Below are 17,869 nucleotides of genomic sequence, written 5' to 3' on the forward strand. Positions count from 1 at the left end.
TATATTAGGTCGCCTTATGATGAACACTATTTTCGATTTTGTCCCCGAACTACAACGACGCAGCTATCAAGAGAATTTAGCTCCAAAAGCTCAATCTGGCTTTTTCAACTCGACACAAAAAAGCCAGCTTAAATTAGCTGGCTTGGCAATCATTGTGGTGGTCTTAAATGGACTTTTATTTCGCTTTTACATATAAGTCCTTGGAGTAGATACGCCCTTCAACATTATTCATTGGAAACCCGCCGACCGTCGGCCTTACTAAGCGAGCTTGCATGTAATAATAGATTGGCGCAATCGGCATATCCTGGGCTAACAAGGATTCTGCCTGATCGTAAAAACGCGCTCGCTCTTCGTCTGTTGTTGCAGCGAGTGCTCCATCAATAATCTTGTCGTAAGCCTTGCTCTTGTAAAACGCTCGGTTGCCCGCATTATCAGACGTCATCAGACTTAAGAACGTAGATGCTTCATTGTAGTCTCCGCACCAAGAAGTACGAAGTACGTCAAAGTTACCTTCACGACGAGCGACCAAGTATGATTTCCACTCTTGATTCTCTAACTCTACTTTTGCCCCCAAGTTTTTATTCAGCATTGACGCAATAGCTACAGCAATTGATTTATTGCTTTCGCTTGTATTGTATAGAAGTTTAATGTCCAGTGGGTTGGCATCGTTGTACCCTGCTTCAGCGAGTAACTTCTTAGCCTTCTCGTCACGTTGTTTTTGTGTCCACTTGCTGTAATCAGGTTGCGTCGCGTCGAAGCCCGCTACATATTTGTGAGCAAACGTATAAGCAGGAAGATTTCCAACTTGTGTTACACCATCTGTAATCACATCACGCATAATGGTGTAGGAAACCGCTTGACGCACTTTTGGATCATTAAATGGCGCTTTGGTCGTATTGAAAGCGTAATAGTAGGTACACAGCAAAGGAACAACGGTATAGGCATCCGGCTGTTCTTTCTTGAGCTTTGGTGCCATTGCAGTTGGTACATCCGAGGTAATGTCCACTTCTCCAGAGGCGTAGCGGTTCATCGCTGCTGTTTGACTTTCAAACGGAATATAAGTGACTTGATTGAGTACCGTATGATCGTTATCCCAGTACTGATTGTTTCTCGCCAGTTCAATACGTTCGTTAATGACCCAGTTCTTTAGCACAAACGCGCCGTTAGAAACCATATTCCCTGGCCTAGTCCACTTATCTCCAAATTGCTCTAGGTTTGACTTATGGACCGGCATCATTGATGAATGTGCAGTCATAGCGACAAAATACGGCACCTGACTGTCCAGCTCATACTTTAAGGTGTAATCATCCACAGCTTTCACCCCTAACGAATCTAGCGGCGCTTCTCCATTAATGATGGCTTGAATATTCTTAATTTTGGTCAGCTTTAAATACCAACCATTAGCTGAGGCAAAGTTAGGATCGGCGGCTCTTTTAAGGCTATAAACGAAATCTTGCGCGGTAACCGGATCGCCATTTGACCACTTCGCATCTTTTCTTAAGTGAAAGACAAAGGTTTTGTTATCACTAGTTTCCCAAGACTCGGCAACACCGGGAATGACATTTCCTTCTTTGTCTTGAATCACTAGACCTTCAAATAAGTCCCTTAGAACATGCATTTCTGGTAATCCCTCAGCATTAGCCGGGTCCAGCGTTGCTACTTCCGCATCGTTGCCACGTACGATTTTTTGAGTCTCAGCCAGTTGTGTGCCATCGGGCACCGTCGCACTCTGTACTGAAAACGTCGCTGCAATGAGCGCTGAGAGAATCGATACTTTCCATGAAGTAGTGTGTTTCATCCTAAACCGCCTGATTGGTGTCGTTATTATAAATTTGCCCTTTGGTCATCGATAACACATTGGTTTCTTTACAACAAAAAGGCTTTCAATAGCATTACATCACTATTTATGGCATATATAACCACAGAATGCCGTGAGGAAAGGCAAGAAGTTGGGATGTAGAAAATGGATAATGCAAATCAAACAAAGCCGCAATTACGCCCAAGGGCACTAAGGGCAGAATTTCAAAACAAACCAGAAACATATGGTCACTCTGTTTTAGGCGCACCATTATTGTACTTTCCGGCCCAAATTAACTCACCGGAGCGAGGACTCATACTGGCAGGTACCCACGGAGATGAGACCGCATCCATTACCGCGTTGTCGTGTGCCCTTCGTACCCTGCCTGCTGAATACCTGAAACACGATGTTATCTTATCAATGAACCCTGATGGCAATCAGCTGGGGACTCGCGCCAATGCCAATCAAGTCGATCTAAATAGAGCTTTCCCGACGAAGACATGGACGGACAAAGGAACAGTATATCGCTGGAGTACCTCAGCAAGTGAACGTGACGTCAAAGTAAAAACTGGTAATGTGACTACTCTTGAACCAGAGATTAGTGCCCTTGTTGACCTGATCGAGGCTCGAAGACCACAGTTTGTCGTATCACTTCATGAACCATTAGCCTGTATCGATGATCCGGAACATTCTGAATTAGGTAAGTGGCTTGCAAAGCGTTTCTCACTGCCTTTGATTGACGATGTCGGGTATGACACGCCTGGTTCGTTTGGGAGTTGGTGTGACGAGAAAGGACTACCTTGTATCACGCTCGAATTTCCTGCCATTTCAGCGGACAATGCGATAGAAGAACAGTTAGAAGCACTTATCGATTTGTTGCAATACAGTTCAACAAGTGCTTAATCAAAACGGTTACTTGTCATTGCGACGTTTGAATTTGCGGCCAAGATAAACCACACCGACTAATAATGCGATGTAGTAAAAAAACTGGCTAACATACATACCAATTTCATCTTTGTTCGGTAGATTCACGTGCTCCCAAAATGTAAATACCTGTTCCGACTTACCCGAATCAAAAATCATCCAGACGGTCACCGCCAGACAGACACCCATGAATACCAAATTTCTCATTTACTACACGTGCTCCATTCATTGACTCTCTTACCTTAGCCACTTATTGGACGTGGGTGAGAGCGAGTAATCTGACAAGACTATCAGTGAAGATAAACAAAATCAGTGATTCATACCCGTTAATTTTCACTCCCGTTAAAATTAATCTAGATTACTTTACATTTTTGGACATGATTTCACTTGACGTTTATGACTAACAAGATAACGTAAGCACTCATTTTGAACACGACGGCTTTGGTTTGCATACATTTAGGCAATCTATTTTTCGCACACTCTTCCTACTCACTGCCATTTTGGTAGTGATGTTTTGTGCGCTAAAGACGAACGTTGCATACCACAGCCAACTGGTAGAAGTCGCACCAACACCCGCACCTTATATGAGCGAGGCGGCCCTGTTCAACTCCAATTCCATCGAGAAAATCGTCCATAACATCACCCCAGTTGATGAACCATGTCGATTGACACAAAAGTTGCTTGGACAATCTTTTGCTCATTTAGAAACCTTTACTCCGCTTCTGTTTTTGGTCGCTTTGTTAGCACTGCTCTCTGAGCGCAAAGTTAAGCCAGCCCATACTCGCCGAAGCGATACCTATCCTCCTAAGCTCAGGCTTCACGTAACTCACTGTACTTTCCGGGAATAAAACGCCTCCAACTTAGGTCTATTTATTACTTATTGGAGATTACTGTGTCTTATACAAACACAATGTTAACGACTCGCACTACGCGTAGCCGTCTTTTAATGTCGCTTTGTCGACAAACATTTAGCACTCTAGTGCTAACGTTCGCGATCGTCTTCGTTGCACTTTACAGTGCAATGTCAAATGCGCAATCTACAGGATGGATTCAAGATCCAATGCATCCACCGGTGAAGGTTCGGCTGCTATCTACCGGCCACCTCGATCCACAAACCAAACAGATGGAGATGGTTCTTAATGTCGAACTCGATGGAGAATGGAAAACCTATTGGCGCAGCCCCGGTGAAGGCGGTGTCGCACCGGAATTTGATTGGAGTGCTTCGACGAATGTCGAAGCGATAGATAGGCAATGGCCCGTACCTGCTTATTATGAGCAGCTAGGGGTGATGACTTTAGGGTACAAACACGAAGTCAGCTTCCCGATTATTGTCACCGTGTCAGATACGTCCAAACCAATCTCTCTCAAAGCCAACTTGCGATTGCCAAGCTGCACCAATATCTGTGTGATAGCGGATTACCCTATTGATTTAGAGATTGATCCCAATGTTCTCTCACTAGATTCCGATGCCGCGTATCTGTTTGGTCAAGGTATGAGCTTGACGCCCAAAAAGGACAATCAAATATCCGTAGAAGCAAGCTACTGGAATCAGCAAGCACAAGAGCTTCAACTTAAGCTAACCAGCAAAACGGCTTGGAAAAAACCACAGATTTTGGTCGATGGAGACGAAGTCAGTGATGAGTTCTTCGCACAGCCCAAAATAACCATCGAAGGCAATACTCTGTATGCCAAATTTGATGTTAGCAACTGGCTTGGCGAAGCAGATATCAGTGACAAAAACATTCAAATTACCGTGTCAGATGAGCTGATATTAACGGAAACGTCAACACAAGTATCCACGATACCAATGGCCTATCCTGAGAGTGGAAGCCTCATTTGGATGATAGGATTTGCTCTTATAGGCGGTCTGATTCTCAATATCATGCCTTGTGTACTTCCAGTGCTTGGCATGAAGCTTAACAGTATCATCTCGGGCGTGAACCAATCGCCAAAGCAAGTTCGATTGTCATTTCTTGCTTCATCGGCCGGTATCATCAGCTCATTCCTATTACTTGCTGGTGCCTTAACATCTCTGAAGATGGCTGGGCATATGGTTGGTTGGGGTATTCAATTCCAGAATTATTGGTTTATTGCCTTTATGGCGATAGTTACCCTATTGTTTTCAGCGAATTTACTTGGTTTATTCAACATACAACTCCCAAGCAGCCTCAACACCTGGATGGCATCTAAAGGTGACCAGAGCTATGGGGGGCATTTCGTTCAAGGGATGTTTGCAACGTTACTAGCGACACCATGTAGTGCTCCCTTCCTTGGTACTGCCGTTGCGTATGCACTGGGAGCAAGCTATACCGAGCTTTGGTTGATTTTTGTGGCACTCGGCATCGGAATGAGTTTACCGTGGCTGTTGTTTACGCTGTTCCCATCCTTGGTTAATGTCTTCCCTAAACCAGGTCCTTGGATGAACAAAGTGAAGCTAGCATTTGGTGCAATGATGTTATTGACCAGTCTTTGGTTAGTAACACTACTGTCAACCTTTATTGGTTTTGCTTTAACCGCAGCGTTGGTAGCCATTATTATCATTGCTACCCTGGTACTCATTAGCAAACAATACGGGCGCAAGGCAGTAGCTGTTCTCTCTGCGCTATCGATTTTTGTCGTTGGTGGTGGACTAATCATCGGCAGTGTGACCGCAGATAAATGGTCCACGCCTATCGTTGATGATCTTCACTGGCAGAAACTGGATCGTGATCAAATACCAGAGCTCGTGGCTCAAGGAAAAACCGTATTTGTTGACGTTACTGCTGACTGGTGCATTACCTGTAAAGCCAACAAAATTGGCGTCATTCTACAAAACCCAGTTTATGAAAAACTTCAGCAATCAGACATCGTACTGATGCGTGGAGACTGGACAACGCCAAGCGAAAGCGTGACTCAATACCTACAGAGCTATGGACGCTTTGGAGTGCCATTTAATATTGTCTACGGTCCAGAATATCCGCAAGGCATCCCAATGCCCGTTATTCTGACGTCAGAGGTGGTTATGCAGTCTATCGATATGGCCAGCGGAGAAACACATGAAGGCTAAATCGACCGAAGAAAAACCTTGGTCCAGCCGTCTTAAAAAATGGTCAAAAGAGCTCATCAGCATTGTTATTTTGATGACATTGGTTTCAATGGCTCTGGATTGGTATCGCAGTACATCAATGCCCAGTGGTGAAGCGCTTTCGTTAAAAGCGATGACCACCCAAGGCTTGCCTGTCGATATCATTCAACAAAGCCAGGAAAAACCGGTTGTACTGTATTTTTGGGCGACGTGGTGTGGTGCTTGTAAATTTGTCAGCCCAACGATCAATTGGTTTGCAAGCGACCATCAGGTGCTATCTATTGCCCTATCGTCGGGTACAAATGAACGCGTCCAACAGTATATGACAGCTAAGGAATACGATTTTCCGGTGATTAACGATACAACCGGACTAATTAGTCGACAATGGAACATCAGTGTCACACCGACCGTTGTCATCATAAACAAGGGGCAGATTGAGAGTATCTCGACTGGCATCATCACGCCGATTGGGCTGTGGTTACGGATTTTATTTGCCTAGTGTTCACTGGGCATAAGGAAAAACAATGAAAAAAACACTTATTTCAATGGCGATCAGTATCGCTGCGCTACTTCCAACTCTGTCTCATGCTGCTTTAACCGCTGAGCAACAACAACAGTTAGACAGTATTCATCAGCTATTGACCGAAAACCCAGAGATCATCGGCGATCTACAGCTAAGTCTTCAACAGTATGTCGAAGGTCAAAAACAGCTTGAGAATGCAAAAAAGCAGAGTGAATCATGGCTAAACGATACGACAATTCACACTGTTCTGGGAAATACAGATGGATCGACAGTCATCGTCAATTTTACCGACTATAACTGCCCATATTGCAAGCGCTTGGATGGCGAACTGACGAAGTTAGTTGCTAACTATAAGGATTTAAAAGTCATCAATATCTATGTCCCGCTCAAGCAGCAAGTCATTGAAGGGCTCGATACTAACTCCGCAGCATTTGCCATTAAGGTTTGGCAGCAAGCACCCGAAAAGTTTGTAGAAGTGAATCGTCTACTTGTCGCGAAACCTGGTATACATACCAAAGACTCTATCGAAGCCATCGCGAAAAAGACAGATACAACACAGTATCTAACAGGTGATACGAAAATTAACGAGTCTTTAGTGAAAAACTACAAAACATTTGTTGCCCTGGGCTTACGTGGGACACCCGCTATGTTCATTGGCGATGAGCTGATCCCAGGCTATGTCCCTTACGACAAACTGGAACAGGTCATCAAAAAGAACATGGCTGAAAACGCTAGCTAATTGGCCCCCAACCATAATGCTCAGAAAGCTGATTGAGCTTTCTGAGCTCTTCTTTCGTTTCGGTCATTAGCCATTGCGCTAACTCCTCAACAATCGGTGAGCCCGTCCTCTTATGGCAGAAATAGCGCCAACTACTAAAATGGATCTGCGCATTTTTGGGGCACACAAGATACTCTCGTTCCAGTTCCGGTAAAGCAAGCAGTAAATCGGTAACGGCAACACCATGGCCTGACAAGCAAGCACTCAAGGTTAAATCCAAGGTAAAGAATGTTGAATTTCGCACCAGTTGATTACTCTTGTATTGGATTTTATCCAACCACACTCGCCAATCAATATGATCAAGTGTTGGATGCAGTCTTGGTAGCGTCAGAAGGTGTTCAATATCGCGGTTTTCACCGAGTAACTGCTGAGTACAAACAGGTGCCATGTACTCTTCTCGCATAAAGGATATTTCCGGATCGTTTTGATAAGCTTCACTTTCACGAGTGGTAAAAACGAATAGGTCATAATCGCCTTTCCTTAAACTTTCCTCTTCATCAATTACCGGAATAACGGCAATTTCATAATCAGGGAAGCGCTCGTTTAGCTTCTGTATTTTCGGTAATAGCGCTCGAGTGGCATAACTTAACGCTGCGCGAATCACTATCTTGTTACTCTGGACTTCTTTCCAAGACTCAAGCAACGACTGAAGGGCCTGATAATTACGTCCCAAAACTTCAAACAGTGCTTGCCCTTTCAACGTCAGCTGAATTGAGCGATGACCACGAATAACCAATGATGCATTGAGATCATCTTCAAGTTGCTTAACTTGGCGGCTCACTGCACTTTGAGTAACGTGAAGCTCTTGCGCTGCAGAGGTAAAGCTCATATGCCTTGCTACGGTTTCAAAGACTTTTAGTGCATTGTGTGAATAGGGAATATTCGAATATAGATTCATAATTGCTCACATGATCTGAAGTCATGCCAGAGTGACACAAATGTTAATTGAACACCATAGTTATGCATATAAAATGACCTCATCATAACCTGAGGCTATCATGAAGAAAATTCTATCCCTTGCTGCACCACTTATTGTTTCTCAGCTAATTTCAATGGCGCTGGTCCTTACTGATGTTTGGATGATGGCACAATTGAGTGTGAGTGATCTTGCGGGTGGTGGTCTTGGAGCCTCAGTCTATACGTTCGTTTTCCTCATCGCAGGTTCAACCGTAGGATGTGTCGCTAACCTCATCGCCATTGCTTATGGACAAAGTGTAGCTCGCCCTGAGTATGGGTTAAAACAAGTCCGATTGGCAGTAAAAGGCGCTCTGATGTTAGCCGTGCTTCTGACTATCATCCTAACGACAGCGTTTGTTTTCGCCCCAGATTTTCTGAGAGTTGCTCAACAGCCTGAAGAAGTGATTACGGTCGCCATGGTCTACCTTGATACTTTAAAGTGGGCCATGTTGCCGACGCTATTGCTGCTTATCTTGCGTGGCCTGACGAGTAACTATGGCGATGCCAAATCTGTGATGATTATGTCTCTGGTTACCGTCATTTTGAACGTCCCTTTCAGCTATTGGTTAGCATTTACTTTGGATTGGGGAATTGCCGGGCTCGGTATAGGTACCGCTCTTGCCGCAACACTGGTCTTAATTGGTTATGCGACTTGGGTATTCAAACGTCCAGTGTACTATCGGTTTGCACCTTGGCTCCATCTTGAGGAATACAACTGGCGTTTGATGCTACCGTTATTGTCGATGGGTATCCCTATTGCTATTGCAGGAGCTCTAGAAATGGGGCTGATATACGGTGGCACCTTGATGGCAGGGTTTATTGGCGTAACTGCTCTTGCCTTGCATCAAATCCTATTGCAATGCTTAAGTTTCACTTGGAATATTAATTTTGGTTTTTCTCAGGCTGCGGCCATTCTTGTGGGCAAAGAGTTCGGCAATGATAACCTCATTGGAGTCAAAGCCGTTGCGAAGCGAAGCTTCGCACTAGTGACGATACTAAGTGCTGTACTAGCGGTAGTCTTCATTGCTTGGCCGGACGCGATTGCCAGTTTGTTCCAACTGGATGGAGAAGGTGAACATGCATTAACGGACATGTTATCTTCATTGATTTGGGTTGTCGCACTGTGCTTCGTAGTAGATGCTTGGCAGTTGTTAGCCATTAACCTGCTTCGTGGCATGAAGATCGTCAAGCTTCCAACTCTAATGACCGCCATAGGATACTGGGCATTTGGTCTACCAGCCGCATGGTGGTTAATGGAACGCTATGAGCTTGCTGGTATCTGGGGCGGTATATTGGTGGGTTTAGCGGTAACTGGGTTATTGTTACTGGCGCAACTTATTGTCGAACTGCGTCCTTCAAAGACGCTAAGAGACAACGTGGTTGGCGTTGGCTAATAAACTGCTCGCATCATACTGGCAGAGTTATTACCATACTCACAAACTATACTGAAATCAGGATTTAACTATGTCTCTTCCTCCTTGCCCAAACTGTCAATCTGAGTATGTGTATCAGGACCAAAGCCAACTCATCTGCCCTGAGTGTGCTCACGAATGGAATCCTAATGAAGTGCCGGAAGATGCCATCATTGTTAAAGACTCGAATGGTGCAGTATTGGAAGCTGGTGACAAGGTGACGATGATCAAAGACCTTAAAGTTAAAGGCAGCTCTCTAGTCATCAAGATTGGCACGAAAGCTGTTGTTCGCAATATCAATGATGGTAAAGACCATCAGCTTGATTGCAAGGTGGATGGTGTTGGTGAAATGATGGTGACGGCAAAGTTCGTTAAAAAAGCCTAGCCCGCGCCATTACAGCTGACAAGCCAGCAGTCTTCTAGATTGACCAATAAAAACGCACATATTTTTTCACTATATAAATAAAAAATGTGCGTTTTTTGTTGTCTGACATTAGTTGTTAGTCACGTACTGCAGAATCCCCACGATCTGTTGTGGTGTCTCAGCCCATGCCATTGCCGCGGCATCTACCTCTTTAAGAGGATGAATAATCCCTTCGTCGTGCAAAGTGATAAATGGTTTATCTAACGCGGCCAACATACCAGCATCAAACGCAGCATTCCATTGACGGTACTTGTCTCCAAACCTAACTACACCAATATCGCATTGTTTAATTAGGTTTTTAGTGCGAATCGCATTCACTTTCGATGATTGATGATCGCGCCAAAACTGGACGTCGTTAGATCTAAGGTGATCGCCCGCTGCATCGCTAGATTCATGATCCGTATTCGCGGAATAAAACTCGATATCTAACTTAAGCTCTGCAGCACCTGCGATGATTTGCTCACGCCAATCTGTATGAATCTCTCCGCTCAAATACACTTTCCAACTCATTTTATTTCCTTGTTTTATGGGTTTGTCGCAATCACATCAGCTCTTATCACCATGGTGTCGAGCACCAAATCTGCAAGCAATTTACGACTGTCTAAATAGTGCGATGTCTGTTTATGTACCTGCAGTGCGTGCAGGTCTTGGTAGATTTCGTATAGGTAGAAATCTTGGGGTGCTTCCTTATCTTGAATAACGTCAAACCGGTAACACTCAGGCTCGTTTGTCACTGAGGCTTTAGCATTTTCCATCATTACTGATTTGTAGTGCTCTTCGCTACCTGGTTTCACCCGATTTCGAACAATAATGCAATACATCTTACCCTCTCCTTGGTATGAATTTGAAATCACATGTATTTATTGTATACAATTTGAATAAAAATAGAATACAAAGGATGTAAAGAATGAAAAGACCTTCTCCATTTAATGGTATGAGACACATCGCGTTAGTAGTGGAAAAGTTTGAAGAGTGTGAAGCGTTTTATACCGATATCATGGGTATGGAAGTGTTAAGAAGAGCCAATGAAAACTTGGTGTACTTAACGTGTGGCAACGATAACCTATCATTAGGAAGAGCAAAAGCTCAGCGAGTCTGCTCACCCACTAGCGTCGACCATTTTGGATTTATCGTCAACAGCAAGGAAGAGCTTCAAGAATGGTACGAATTTATGCAGGCGCGGGGCGTCACGCTATTAGACGAGCCCCACGACCATAGCGATGGCGCGCGGAGCTTTCATTGTAAAGACCCCGAGGGGCATGTCATTCAGCCCCTCTATCATCCTGTTGTTTCACACCAAACGTTCATTTAGAGCACTTGGTGTATCTGATATTACTCTTAGTGACTGTATCGTCGCTTAAGCTTCAGATTTTTCGACTTTACGATGACCTTCTTGAAGATGTACAAAATCAACAAGGTCATCGCCAGATACTTGATATGCTTGCCCAAAGCCTTTAACGAAAAGACCTTGTTCTGCTTTCAAGTTAAATAGAATGAAGTCTTGTAGTTGACTTAGACCATCAATGATTTCACCAAAGCGATCTTGCATTTGAGCAATAACAGCTTGCCATTGCTCAGTATCGCGCTCAACAATGGACGCTACAGCGTCAAACGTCAGTCGCTTGCGTGCAAAAAGCTGTTTACTGTCGCTTTCATCTTCAATCATCATTAAAGATACATTAGGATTTTTCTCAAGATTGCGAGCATGACGAGCAATCTGAGAGATCAGAACAAAGTATCCATCCTGATTTTGGACGTAAGGCGCATAACTAACGTTTGGTCGTCCCTCTTCATCTACCGTTGCCAATTGAATGGTTTTACGTTCTTGACGAAACTCTTTGATTTCTGGGCCAAGTCGACCTTGTAAGCGTTCTTGCTTAACTTGTTGATCCATGATGAATTCCTCACTTTCTCTAATAATTATAATTCTAAATTTGAATTTTGGTTGAGCGTTTACTGGCTAGATAACCTTTGCTTAAGAGCGTTAAATTGCTCTACCTGCTCAGGGAATAGGACTCGCTTCTTGTCACGCCCTAGGTAAATCTTAAACACGTTATGACCTGTTTCATCGAAGAAACCAAAATAGTGGCTTTCGCTGCCCATAAAAGGTTTGCTTACCAAAGCCACTTTAGTAATTAGGTCGAGCTTCAAATGTCCATGAAGTTCCCCTTCCTTGCCCATCAGGTTGTAATAACCTCGAGCAACTTTACCTTTAGGGAACGGTGCTTTTACTTCAAAGATTGAGCCAAACGAATGAACTATTGTCGTCACAGGACCCCAAGTTGTTAATGATTCGAGTAACTCCTGTGCAACGCTGCCGTCTGCAATGGCAACCATCTCGCCTGGCAGTGCACAAACAACATCACATTCGGTCACTTGTAGCTTCTCAGCAATAGCAGCTGGCAATAGTGACGGTTCTTGTTCCAGTATCTCAGCAACTTGCTGTTTTAAACTTTTTGACATTTTATTTTCCGTGATAGGTTTCCAATATTTACAAGCTAGGAGGCCATCTTCGATGGATGTCCTTTGCCACTTTGACCATGGCCGTGACCATGCGGATGTGTGTTCATACTTTTACGAGGGCTCAACGTATTAATCGCTTCAATGGCGCCCTGTGCGAGCGTCACAGCCCAGAAACTGCCAGCTAGAGTCAGCACCAGATAATCTTGTTCTAGCTCCACCAATCCATTTTTACTCCAAATAGCGAATAATGGTTTAAGCAGCTCGAACGTATCCTGCCCTTTGAAACTTGGTAGTGCACTGCGACGTACAACACCACTATCGAAGCCCGCTTTGAGTGCCGCATTAATGGACTCAGTCGGCCCTTGCTTCACCATCATCGCAATCGTAGAACGACCACTCTTCATTGCGTCCATATACGCATCAAGTGAGCGATGATGCATCAACCCATAGCCACCAATGTTGCCACCCGCACCGCAACCAATAGGTAATACCTCAGCATAAGTTTTCGCCAAGCTGTTATATTGACTACGTTCACGATTGTCGCGAGCCCAATGGTTAACACTCAGTTGTTTAATATGATGCTTATCCATAAAGGCAACACCACGTTCGTACATACTGGCTTTGTCCGGGGTTGTTGCCGGCGCGGGTATTCTTCCTTTCTCGACCATGTTTAGCATCGGTGCACTACCACCAACCACCAACTGATAAAGATCCGCACCATGAGCTCCCGTATCCAAAAAGTCTTGTAAGTCTTGCTCAAACACATCCAAAGTTTGGTATGGAAGTCCGTAAAGCAAGTCAATGATTATCGGAGCCTCGTCCCTCGCACTTAACGCGGCAACTCGCTCCAGCACGACTTCACGGTCATCCAATCGCTTGGCGCTTCGGCGAACTTTAGTGTCAAAGCTCTGAATTCCGAACGAAAAACGGTTGAAGCCTCCTTCAAGTGCTTTATCAAACATCTCATCGGTGAAGCGGTTGGTTCGACCTTCAAGCGTTATTTCGCAATCAGTAGACAATGGAAATGAAGAACGAATAGTTTTGCCAAGTATCTCTACCTGATCTGGCGACAAATCCGTTGGCGTTCCACCGCCGATATACACAGCGTGAAATAATCCTGATTGCGTCCACGCCAAACGGGACTTTATTTCAATCTCCTTTAATAGAGCCTCGAAATAGTCATCAACAAGCTGGCGACTCGCTGCGTTTTGAAAAAAATTACAGAATGTACATCTAACCCGACAAAACGGGATATGGATATAGAGACACCGCTTATTTGCTTTAGACACAGAAGTAGACGTGATGTTCTCAAAAATCTGAGATTGCTGCTCGGCAGCGATTGGCATCGACATTCCTCCTGCATGAGGAGATGACTTTTTATTGAATGCAAAACGGAGTGGATCCGGCGTCGATATACCAAAATGAGAATCATTTAATTGATTCAAGTCAATTTTCATAGCTAGTCTCAAAAGAGTTCAAAGCCCGTTAAACAAAGGGCTAATCCAAAACTCAAATGATCATAAATAGACTTAAATGATAATGCAATTGATAATTGATCTTATTTTCATTGTAATACATAATCTCACTTGTGAATTGATTTGAGGGATAGGCTGGAGTTGTTGTGAATATTACCCGCTATGTTGTTGCTGGCGTTGTTTCTGTTGCCTTACACATGAGCTTAATGCTGGCTCATAAAGAACAACAAGTCTTCGCAATGCCTTCTGGAAGCACTTCTCAATCTGTCTCTCTTAACTTTGTCGCTCCAAAAGCATCTCCAACAGAGAAGCCATCCGAACAGCAAAAAACAGACCCTACTCCGCAAGAAAAGCCGGTAGTGAAGGAAACAGCTCCCGAAGTGGTTAAGAAAGAGGTGGTGAAAAAGAAGCCGCAACCCGTTAAGAAACCTGAACCGAAGAAAGTGGTTAAGAAGCCTCAACCTAAACCAGCTCCTAAGAAAAAGCCTGTCGAAAAGGTGGTGAAGCAGGAAAAAACCAAACCACTGAAGCCAGAGAAAACCGAACAGAAGAAAGTAGATAAAACACCATCTAGCTCTGACAGTGCGCCTAAAGCGGTCGTAAACAGTGGTGTCAGCAGCGAACCCATTTTGGTGACTGAACCAGCGTTCCTATCAAAACCAGTGCAACCGCGCTACCCGCGTATTGCCCGTAAACGTGGCATTGAAGGTGTTGCAACGTACGAAATTTGGCTAGATGAAAAGGGTCGACAAGTAAAACAGGTGCTTATCTCCTCTTCTGGCGCGACTATCTTAGATAAATCTGCGCTCGACGCTATCAAACAATGGCAATTCTCTACACATACTGTCAACGGTGTGGCGATGGCACATCGAATTCAAATACCCGTTCGTTTTAAATTGGATTAATCATGGAACAACTGCATTATCTCGAAGAGCAACTTGGCTTAATGGCATGGCCACTTATCATCTGCTCTGCCTTAACCGCAATGATCATCATCGAGCGTCTATTTCAAATCGCAATTAGTAGCGGTGTAGGAAAGAGTGCTATTCGACAAGAACTCAATCAAGCATCTCCGGTAAACGAAAAAGAGATCGAAGCACTGGCGAAAGATTTAGTTCAGAAACGCCCGCTTCTTTACAAAGGGGTGGCAATGCTCCTCGCACATCACTCATTTGCCAAATCACTTCGAGAAGACGCTGCTTCCATTTGGCTGCAAGATAAACGTCACCAACTCCACTCAGGACTACGCATTTTAGGATTGATCGGTGTTATCAGCCCGCTTATTGGCCTTCTTGGTACTGTGCTAGGTCTGATTGAGATGTTCAAAGGTATTGCGGCTGCCTCAGGCAACGTCACCCCGAATGATCTGGCTGACGGTCTTGGGCTGGCAATGAGAACCACGGCGGCAGGTCTCATCATTGCACTACCTGCTATCGCAGGTTCACAACTCATTGGTCTGTGGGCTGACAGAATTGTTGCCAAACTTGAGCACACTCTTAACTACGTTAACTTATGGTTAGAAGGCGTGGAAATGCAGCACTCTGATAAAGATCCACTCGTTGTAGACAATATCGATAAACTGCCAGCGAGAGCGGCACATGATTAAAGTCAGCCAAAACCACCAGCAGAGTTCGCTCTATCCAGATTTGACCCCACTTCTCGACATCATCTTCATCGTTATGGTGTTTCTGATGTTGACGGCATCTGTTCGTTTAGAGTCACTGCAAGTCGATTTACCCACTACCGAGTCTTCTGCCGTTTCTGAGGTAGATACGCAATCTATTACGGTCAACATTCTGGCTCAAGAGCCCTATTGGGCTATAGATGGTAAACACTATATCGACTGGGAAAACTTCAAATTGGCCTTACTCGAACAATCCAGTTCAAGCAAAAGCCCAATCATTATTGGAGCAGAGAAAACGGCAGACGTTCAACATCTCGTGCAACTACTCGCTTTTATGCAAGAGAACGGTATACCAGCGACCCAACTGCTCACCGACGAACCAACAGACTAATAATGACTCAAGTTAAGAATCACACCAATTAACAAGGACTATTCAATGAACAAAACGCTTAAAAACCTGATGTTGGTTGGCGCACTTTCCACTATTCCTGCGGTTTTCTCTAGCGCAACTGCAGCAGAAAAAATCGTCAGCGCTGGCGCATCCGTAACTGAGCTGATTTACGCGCTAGATGCTCAATCTAAACTCGTGGGGGTTGATGTAACAAGTGTTACGCCAGAGGGAACCACTATTCCTAAGGTTGGCTACCATCGTGCCCTTTCTGCGGAAGGACTATTGGCACTAGAACCGACTCTGGTTATTGGTTCCGATGAGATGGGACCAAAACCAGCCCTCGACCAGCTAAGTCGTGTAGGTGTTGACGTTGAGGTGGTCGATACGTCTTCAACCATCGAAGGGCTGAATCATCGTATCGACCAGATAGCCAAACTAACTAACAGCGAAGCAAAGGTTGGTGAACTAAAAGAAAAAGTAGCTCAGCAAGTAGAGGCACTCAACAGTAACCAGCCTAGTCAATCCAACATGAAAAAAGTGCTATTCCTTCTGATTCACGAAGGACGCCCGGCTAACGTTGCAGGTAATGGTACTACTCCAGACGCCATCATTAAGCTTGCAGGAGGTATCAATCCAGCGGCTAGCCAAATCGATTCGTACAAACCGCTATCTAATGAAGCCATGGTAGAAATGCAACCTGATGTGATTCTTGTGAGCGGTAGAAGCTACGAGAAAATGGGCGGAAGTGATGCGGTATTAAAAGCGCTCCCTCTGCTAGCCGCAACTCCAGCTGGGAAAAATGGTGACATCGTGACGATTGATGGCCATGCCCTTGTTGGTGGATTAGGTCTCAAGAGCTTGGCGGAAGCCAAACGCATTAATGAACTACTTTATCCATAATCACCATAACAGCGTGGTGTTTGCCGCCACGCTGTGACCTTTGAAAGAGATATTCAACTTTTATGTTAAGACGGTTCTCTAATACCTACGTTTTCGGCGGCTTCGCAGTTTTACTCTTCTTTTCTGCTGTTTACTCGATAACAGTTGGTCCAATGAATATTACTATTATGGACAGCGTTATTGCGCTCACTAGTCGAAGCAATACCCTAGCCCCGCATATCAATTTGATTATTCACGATATCCGATTACCTCGAACCATGCTTTGTATGTTTGTTGGAGCTATTTTAGCGGTATGTGGGACGGTCATGCAGGGTTTGTTTCGCAACCCACTTGCGGAGCCAGGTATTATAGGCGTTTCCGCCGGAGCTTCTCTTGGCGGAGCGATTGCGATTGTAGGTTTTTCAATAATCGGTGTTGAGTTTCCTCAGTTTATGGCTTTAGCTGTCGTGCCTGTTTTCGCGTTTTTTGGTGGCGCACTGACAACTCTACTCGTATACAAACTTGGCACTAGCAAATTTGGAACGTCGGTAACTATTATGTTGCTTGCTGGGGTGGCTATTAGCGCACTTTCTGGCGCTGGTATCGGTTTTCTTAACTTCGTTGCCGACGATCAAATGTTGCGCGATCTTTCCTTATGGTCAATGGGCTCATTAGCAGGAGCAACTTGGGGCAAAATTGCTTTATCAGCCGTTACACTTATCGGGTTATTTTACTTTTTCTATAAAAAAGCAATGTCGTTAAATGCTCTACTTCTTGGGGAATCAGAAGCAAAACACCTTGGTATCCCAGTTCAAAAGCTCAAACGTCAATTGATTTTGCTTACTGCTGTTGGGGTGGGTGTCACCGTGAGTGTCTCGGGCATGATTGGGTTTATCGGGCTAGTCATTCCACATCTAGGACGCATGTTGTGTGGCCCAGATCATCGCACTTTACTACCACTGTCTGCTTTGTTGGGAGCGTTACTGATGACCGCTGCTGACATGTTTGCTCGGGTTGCGGTTGCTCCAGCAGAACTACCCGTAGGGATCGTGACCGCCATTATCGGCGCCCCGTTCTTTCTCTACTTACTATTCCAGCAGAAAGGGAAAATCTTATGAGTGTTGCTACGGTAGATACGATGGCAATATCACAGCCTT

The 17,869-nt window shown here is 44.6% G+C and carries 22 protein-coding genes; 14 read left to right on the top strand and 8 right to left on the bottom strand.

Going from position 1 to position 17,869, the window contains the following annotated elements; genetic code table 11:
* Positions 1 to 16 precede the first annotated feature (16 nt).
* Positions 17 to 196 (top strand): hypothetical protein, encoded by a 180-nt coding sequence (locus MMA19_RS03975; RefSeq protein ID WP_240205560.1) that lies wholly within the window; start codon positions 17 to 19, stop codon positions 194 to 196.
* Here MMA19_RS03975 and MMA19_RS03980 read toward each other — a convergent pair.
* The gene (locus MMA19_RS03980) at positions 176 to 1,798 is read right to left on the bottom strand and encodes an ABC transporter substrate-binding protein (RefSeq protein ID WP_124941324.1); all 1,623 of its coding nucleotides are present in this window, start codon (positions 1,796 to 1,798) and stop codon (positions 176 to 178) included. The two genes, MMA19_RS03975 and MMA19_RS03980, sit on opposite strands and share 21 nt — an antisense overlap.
* Positions 1,799 to 1,963: 165 nt before the next feature.
* Here MMA19_RS03980 and mpaA point away from each other — a divergent pair, with 165 nt between their 5' ends.
* Positions 1,964 to 2,701: a murein tripeptide amidase MpaA gene (gene mpaA, locus MMA19_RS03985; RefSeq protein WP_198559101.1), complete on the top strand. Its 738-nt coding sequence runs from the start codon at positions 1,964 to 1,966 to the stop codon at positions 2,699 to 2,701.
* Positions 2,702 to 2,710: 9 nt separating this feature from the next.
* On the opposite strand, the gene MMA19_RS03990 is transcribed toward mpaA, so the two are convergent.
* The gene (locus tag MMA19_RS03990) at positions 2,711 to 2,929 is read right to left on the bottom strand and encodes a hypothetical protein (protein ID WP_124941326.1); all 219 of its coding nucleotides are present in this window, start codon (positions 2,927 to 2,929) and stop codon (positions 2,711 to 2,713) included.
* 239 nt (positions 2,930 to 3,168) lie between these two features.
* On the opposite strand from MMA19_RS03990, the gene MMA19_RS03995 reads away from it, so the two are divergent.
* The 4 genes from MMA19_RS03995 to MMA19_RS04010 all read left to right on the top strand — a co-directional run bounded on the left by MMA19_RS03995 (position 3,169) and on the right by MMA19_RS04010 (position 7,048).
* On the top strand, positions 3,169 to 3,570 hold the full coding sequence (locus MMA19_RS03995) for a hypothetical protein (protein WP_124941327.1): 402 nt from the start codon (positions 3,169 to 3,171) through the stop codon (positions 3,568 to 3,570).
* Between the two features lie 98 nt (positions 3,571 to 3,668).
* Positions 3,669 to 5,768 (top strand): protein-disulfide reductase DsbD domain-containing protein, encoded by a 2,100-nt coding sequence (locus MMA19_RS04000; RefSeq protein ID WP_240205835.1) that lies wholly within the window; start codon positions 3,669 to 3,671, stop codon positions 5,766 to 5,768.
* A complete protein-coding gene (locus MMA19_RS04005) occupies positions 5,758 to 6,285 on the top strand; it encodes a protein disulfide oxidoreductase (RefSeq protein ID WP_240205561.1) in 528 nt (175 codons plus the stop codon). The genes MMA19_RS04000 and MMA19_RS04005 overlap by 11 nt, the downstream gene beginning before the upstream one ends.
* A 25-nt stretch (positions 6,286 to 6,310) precedes the next feature.
* Positions 6,311 to 7,048 (top strand): DsbA family protein, encoded by a 738-nt coding sequence (locus MMA19_RS04010; protein WP_038227142.1) that lies wholly within the window; start codon positions 6,311 to 6,313, stop codon positions 7,046 to 7,048.
* On the opposite strand, the gene MMA19_RS04015 is transcribed toward MMA19_RS04010, so the two are convergent.
* Positions 7,041 to 7,985, bottom strand: coding sequence for a LysR family transcriptional regulator (locus tag MMA19_RS04015; RefSeq protein ID WP_240205562.1), 945 nt, complete (start codon positions 7,983 to 7,985; stop codon positions 7,041 to 7,043). The genes MMA19_RS04010 and MMA19_RS04015 overlap by 8 nt on opposite strands.
* A 100-nt stretch (positions 7,986 to 8,085) precedes the next feature.
* Here MMA19_RS04015 and MMA19_RS04020 point away from each other — a divergent pair, with 100 nt between their 5' ends.
* The gene (locus MMA19_RS04020) at positions 8,086 to 9,438 is read left to right on the top strand and encodes an MATE family efflux transporter (RefSeq protein WP_038227144.1); all 1,353 of its coding nucleotides are present in this window, start codon (positions 8,086 to 8,088) and stop codon (positions 9,436 to 9,438) included.
* Between the two features lie 70 nt (positions 9,439 to 9,508).
* On the top strand, positions 9,509 to 9,841 hold the full coding sequence (locus tag MMA19_RS04025; RefSeq protein ID WP_006075210.1) for a zinc ribbon domain-containing protein YjdM: 333 nt from the start codon (positions 9,509 to 9,511) through the stop codon (positions 9,839 to 9,841).
* 108 nt (positions 9,842 to 9,949) lie between these two features.
* Here MMA19_RS04025 and MMA19_RS04030 read toward each other — a convergent pair whose 3' ends face one another.
* Entirely contained in the window at positions 9,950 to 10,390 is a 441-nt protein-coding gene (locus MMA19_RS04030; protein WP_198559104.1) for a YtoQ family protein, read from the bottom strand.
* Positions 10,391 to 10,404: 14 nt separating this feature from the next.
* The gene (locus MMA19_RS04035) at positions 10,405 to 10,701 is read right to left on the bottom strand and encodes a putative quinol monooxygenase (protein ID WP_031495897.1); all 297 of its coding nucleotides are present in this window, start codon (positions 10,699 to 10,701) and stop codon (positions 10,405 to 10,407) included.
* A gap of 86 nt (positions 10,702 to 10,787) precedes the next feature.
* Here MMA19_RS04035 and MMA19_RS04040 point away from each other — a divergent pair, with 86 nt between their 5' ends.
* Entirely contained in the window at positions 10,788 to 11,192 is a 405-nt protein-coding gene (locus MMA19_RS04040; protein WP_006075207.1) for a VOC family protein, read from the top strand.
* Positions 11,193 to 11,237: 45 nt separating this feature from the next.
* On the opposite strand, the gene hutZ is transcribed toward MMA19_RS04040, so the two are convergent.
* The 3 genes from hutZ to hutW are packed head-to-tail and all read right to left on the bottom strand — an operon-like array spanning position 11,238 to position 13,800.
* Entirely contained in the window at positions 11,238 to 11,774 is a 537-nt protein-coding gene (gene hutZ / locus MMA19_RS04045) for a heme utilization protein HutZ (RefSeq protein ID WP_006075206.1), read from the bottom strand.
* A gap of 59 nt (positions 11,775 to 11,833) precedes the next feature.
* Complete coding sequence (hutX, locus tag MMA19_RS04050; RefSeq protein ID WP_006075205.1) at positions 11,834 to 12,343, bottom strand: heme utilization cystosolic carrier protein HutX; 510 nt, start codon at positions 12,341 to 12,343, stop codon at positions 11,834 to 11,836.
* Positions 12,344 to 12,378: 35 nt separating this feature from the next.
* Positions 12,379 to 13,800: a heme anaerobic degradation radical SAM methyltransferase ChuW/HutW gene (hutW, locus tag MMA19_RS04055; protein WP_006075204.1), complete on the bottom strand. Its 1,422-nt coding sequence runs from the start codon at positions 13,798 to 13,800 to the stop codon at positions 12,379 to 12,381.
* Positions 13,801 to 13,964: 164 nt separating this feature from the next.
* Here hutW and MMA19_RS04060 point away from each other — a divergent pair, with 164 nt between their 5' ends.
* The 5 genes from MMA19_RS04060 (at position 13,965) to MMA19_RS04080 (ending at position 17,830) form a co-directional block, all read left to right on the top strand.
* Complete coding sequence (locus MMA19_RS04060; RefSeq protein WP_236110747.1) at positions 13,965 to 14,723, top strand: energy transducer TonB; 759 nt, start codon at positions 13,965 to 13,967, stop codon at positions 14,721 to 14,723.
* A gap of 2 nt (positions 14,724 to 14,725) precedes the next feature.
* Positions 14,726 to 15,424 carry a MotA/TolQ/ExbB proton channel family protein gene (locus tag MMA19_RS04065; RefSeq protein ID WP_038227150.1) on the top strand — a complete coding sequence of 233 codons (699 nt, stop codon included), beginning with the start codon at positions 14,726 to 14,728 and terminating at the stop codon, positions 15,422 to 15,424.
* Complete coding sequence (locus MMA19_RS04070) at positions 15,417 to 15,833, top strand: biopolymer transporter ExbD (RefSeq protein ID WP_006075200.1); 417 nt, start codon at positions 15,417 to 15,419, stop codon at positions 15,831 to 15,833. Before MMA19_RS04065 ends, MMA19_RS04070 begins: the two co-directional genes overlap by 8 nt.
* A gap of 45 nt (positions 15,834 to 15,878) precedes the next feature.
* Positions 15,879 to 16,733, top strand: coding sequence for an ABC transporter substrate-binding protein (locus MMA19_RS04075; protein WP_038227151.1), 855 nt, complete (start codon positions 15,879 to 15,881; stop codon positions 16,731 to 16,733).
* Between the two features lie 62 nt (positions 16,734 to 16,795).
* Positions 16,796 to 17,830 (top strand): iron ABC transporter permease, encoded by a 1,035-nt coding sequence (locus MMA19_RS04080; protein ID WP_062458292.1) that lies wholly within the window; start codon positions 16,796 to 16,798, stop codon positions 17,828 to 17,830.
* The last annotated feature ends 39 nt before the right edge of the window (positions 17,831 to 17,869 follow it).

It is taken from the genome of Vibrio sp. CyArs1, assembly GCF_022432925.1.
In the GTDB taxonomy this organism is placed as follows: domain Bacteria; phylum Pseudomonadota; class Gammaproteobacteria; order Enterobacterales; family Vibrionaceae; genus Vibrio; species Vibrio mediterranei.

Bases quoted from the DNA above. Each gene is read 5' to 3' on its own strand.
- MMA19_RS04040 (WP_006075207.1), top strand. From the start codon at position 10,788: ATGAAAAGACCTTCTCCATTTAATGGTATGAGACACATCGCGTTAGTA.
- hutZ (WP_006075206.1), bottom strand. From the start codon at position 11,774: ATGGATCAACAAGTTAAGCAAGAACGCTTACAAGGTCGACTTGGCCCA.
- MMA19_RS04025 (WP_006075210.1), top strand. From the start codon at position 9,509: ATGTCTCTTCCTCCTTGCCCAAACTGTCAATCTGAGTATGTGTATCAG.
- MMA19_RS04010 (WP_038227142.1), top strand. From the start codon at position 6,311: ATGAAAAAAACACTTATTTCAATGGCGATCAGTATCGCTGCGCTACTT.
- MMA19_RS04005 (WP_240205561.1), top strand. From the start codon at position 5,758: ATGAAGGCTAAATCGACCGAAGAAAAACCTTGGTCCAGCCGTCTTAAA.
- MMA19_RS03975 (WP_240205560.1), top strand. From the start codon at position 17: ATGATGAACACTATTTTCGATTTTGTCCCCGAACTACAACGACGCAGC.
- mpaA (WP_198559101.1), top strand. From the start codon at position 1,964: ATGGATAATGCAAATCAAACAAAGCCGCAATTACGCCCAAGGGCACTA.
- MMA19_RS04035 (WP_031495897.1), bottom strand. From the start codon at position 10,701: ATGTATTGCATTATTGTTCGAAATCGGGTGAAACCAGGTAGCGAAGAG.
- MMA19_RS04070 (WP_006075200.1), top strand. From the start codon at position 15,417: ATGATTAAAGTCAGCCAAAACCACCAGCAGAGTTCGCTCTATCCAGAT.
- MMA19_RS03980 (WP_124941324.1), bottom strand. From the start codon at position 1,798: ATGAAACACACTACTTCATGGAAAGTATCGATTCTCTCAGCGCTCATT.
- MMA19_RS04030 (WP_198559104.1), bottom strand. From the start codon at position 10,390: ATGAGTTGGAAAGTGTATTTGAGCGGAGAGATTCATACAGATTGGCGT.
- MMA19_RS04015 (WP_240205562.1), bottom strand. From the start codon at position 7,985: ATGAATCTATATTCGAATATTCCCTATTCACACAATGCACTAAAAGTC.
- MMA19_RS04075 (WP_038227151.1), top strand. From the start codon at position 15,879: ATGAACAAAACGCTTAAAAACCTGATGTTGGTTGGCGCACTTTCCACT.
- hutX (WP_006075205.1), bottom strand. From the start codon at position 12,343: ATGTCAAAAAGTTTAAAACAGCAAGTTGCTGAGATACTGGAACAAGAA.
- MMA19_RS04000 (WP_240205835.1), top strand. From the start codon at position 3,669: ATGTCGCTTTGTCGACAAACATTTAGCACTCTAGTGCTAACGTTCGCG.
- MMA19_RS04080 (WP_062458292.1), top strand. From the start codon at position 16,796: ATGTTAAGACGGTTCTCTAATACCTACGTTTTCGGCGGCTTCGCAGTT.
- MMA19_RS03990 (WP_124941326.1), bottom strand. From the start codon at position 2,929: ATGAGAAATTTGGTATTCATGGGTGTCTGTCTGGCGGTGACCGTCTGG.
- MMA19_RS04065 (WP_038227150.1), top strand. From the start codon at position 14,726: ATGGAACAACTGCATTATCTCGAAGAGCAACTTGGCTTAATGGCATGG.
- MMA19_RS04020 (WP_038227144.1), top strand. From the start codon at position 8,086: ATGAAGAAAATTCTATCCCTTGCTGCACCACTTATTGTTTCTCAGCTA.
- hutW (WP_006075204.1), bottom strand. From the start codon at position 13,800: ATGAAAATTGACTTGAATCAATTAAATGATTCTCATTTTGGTATATCG.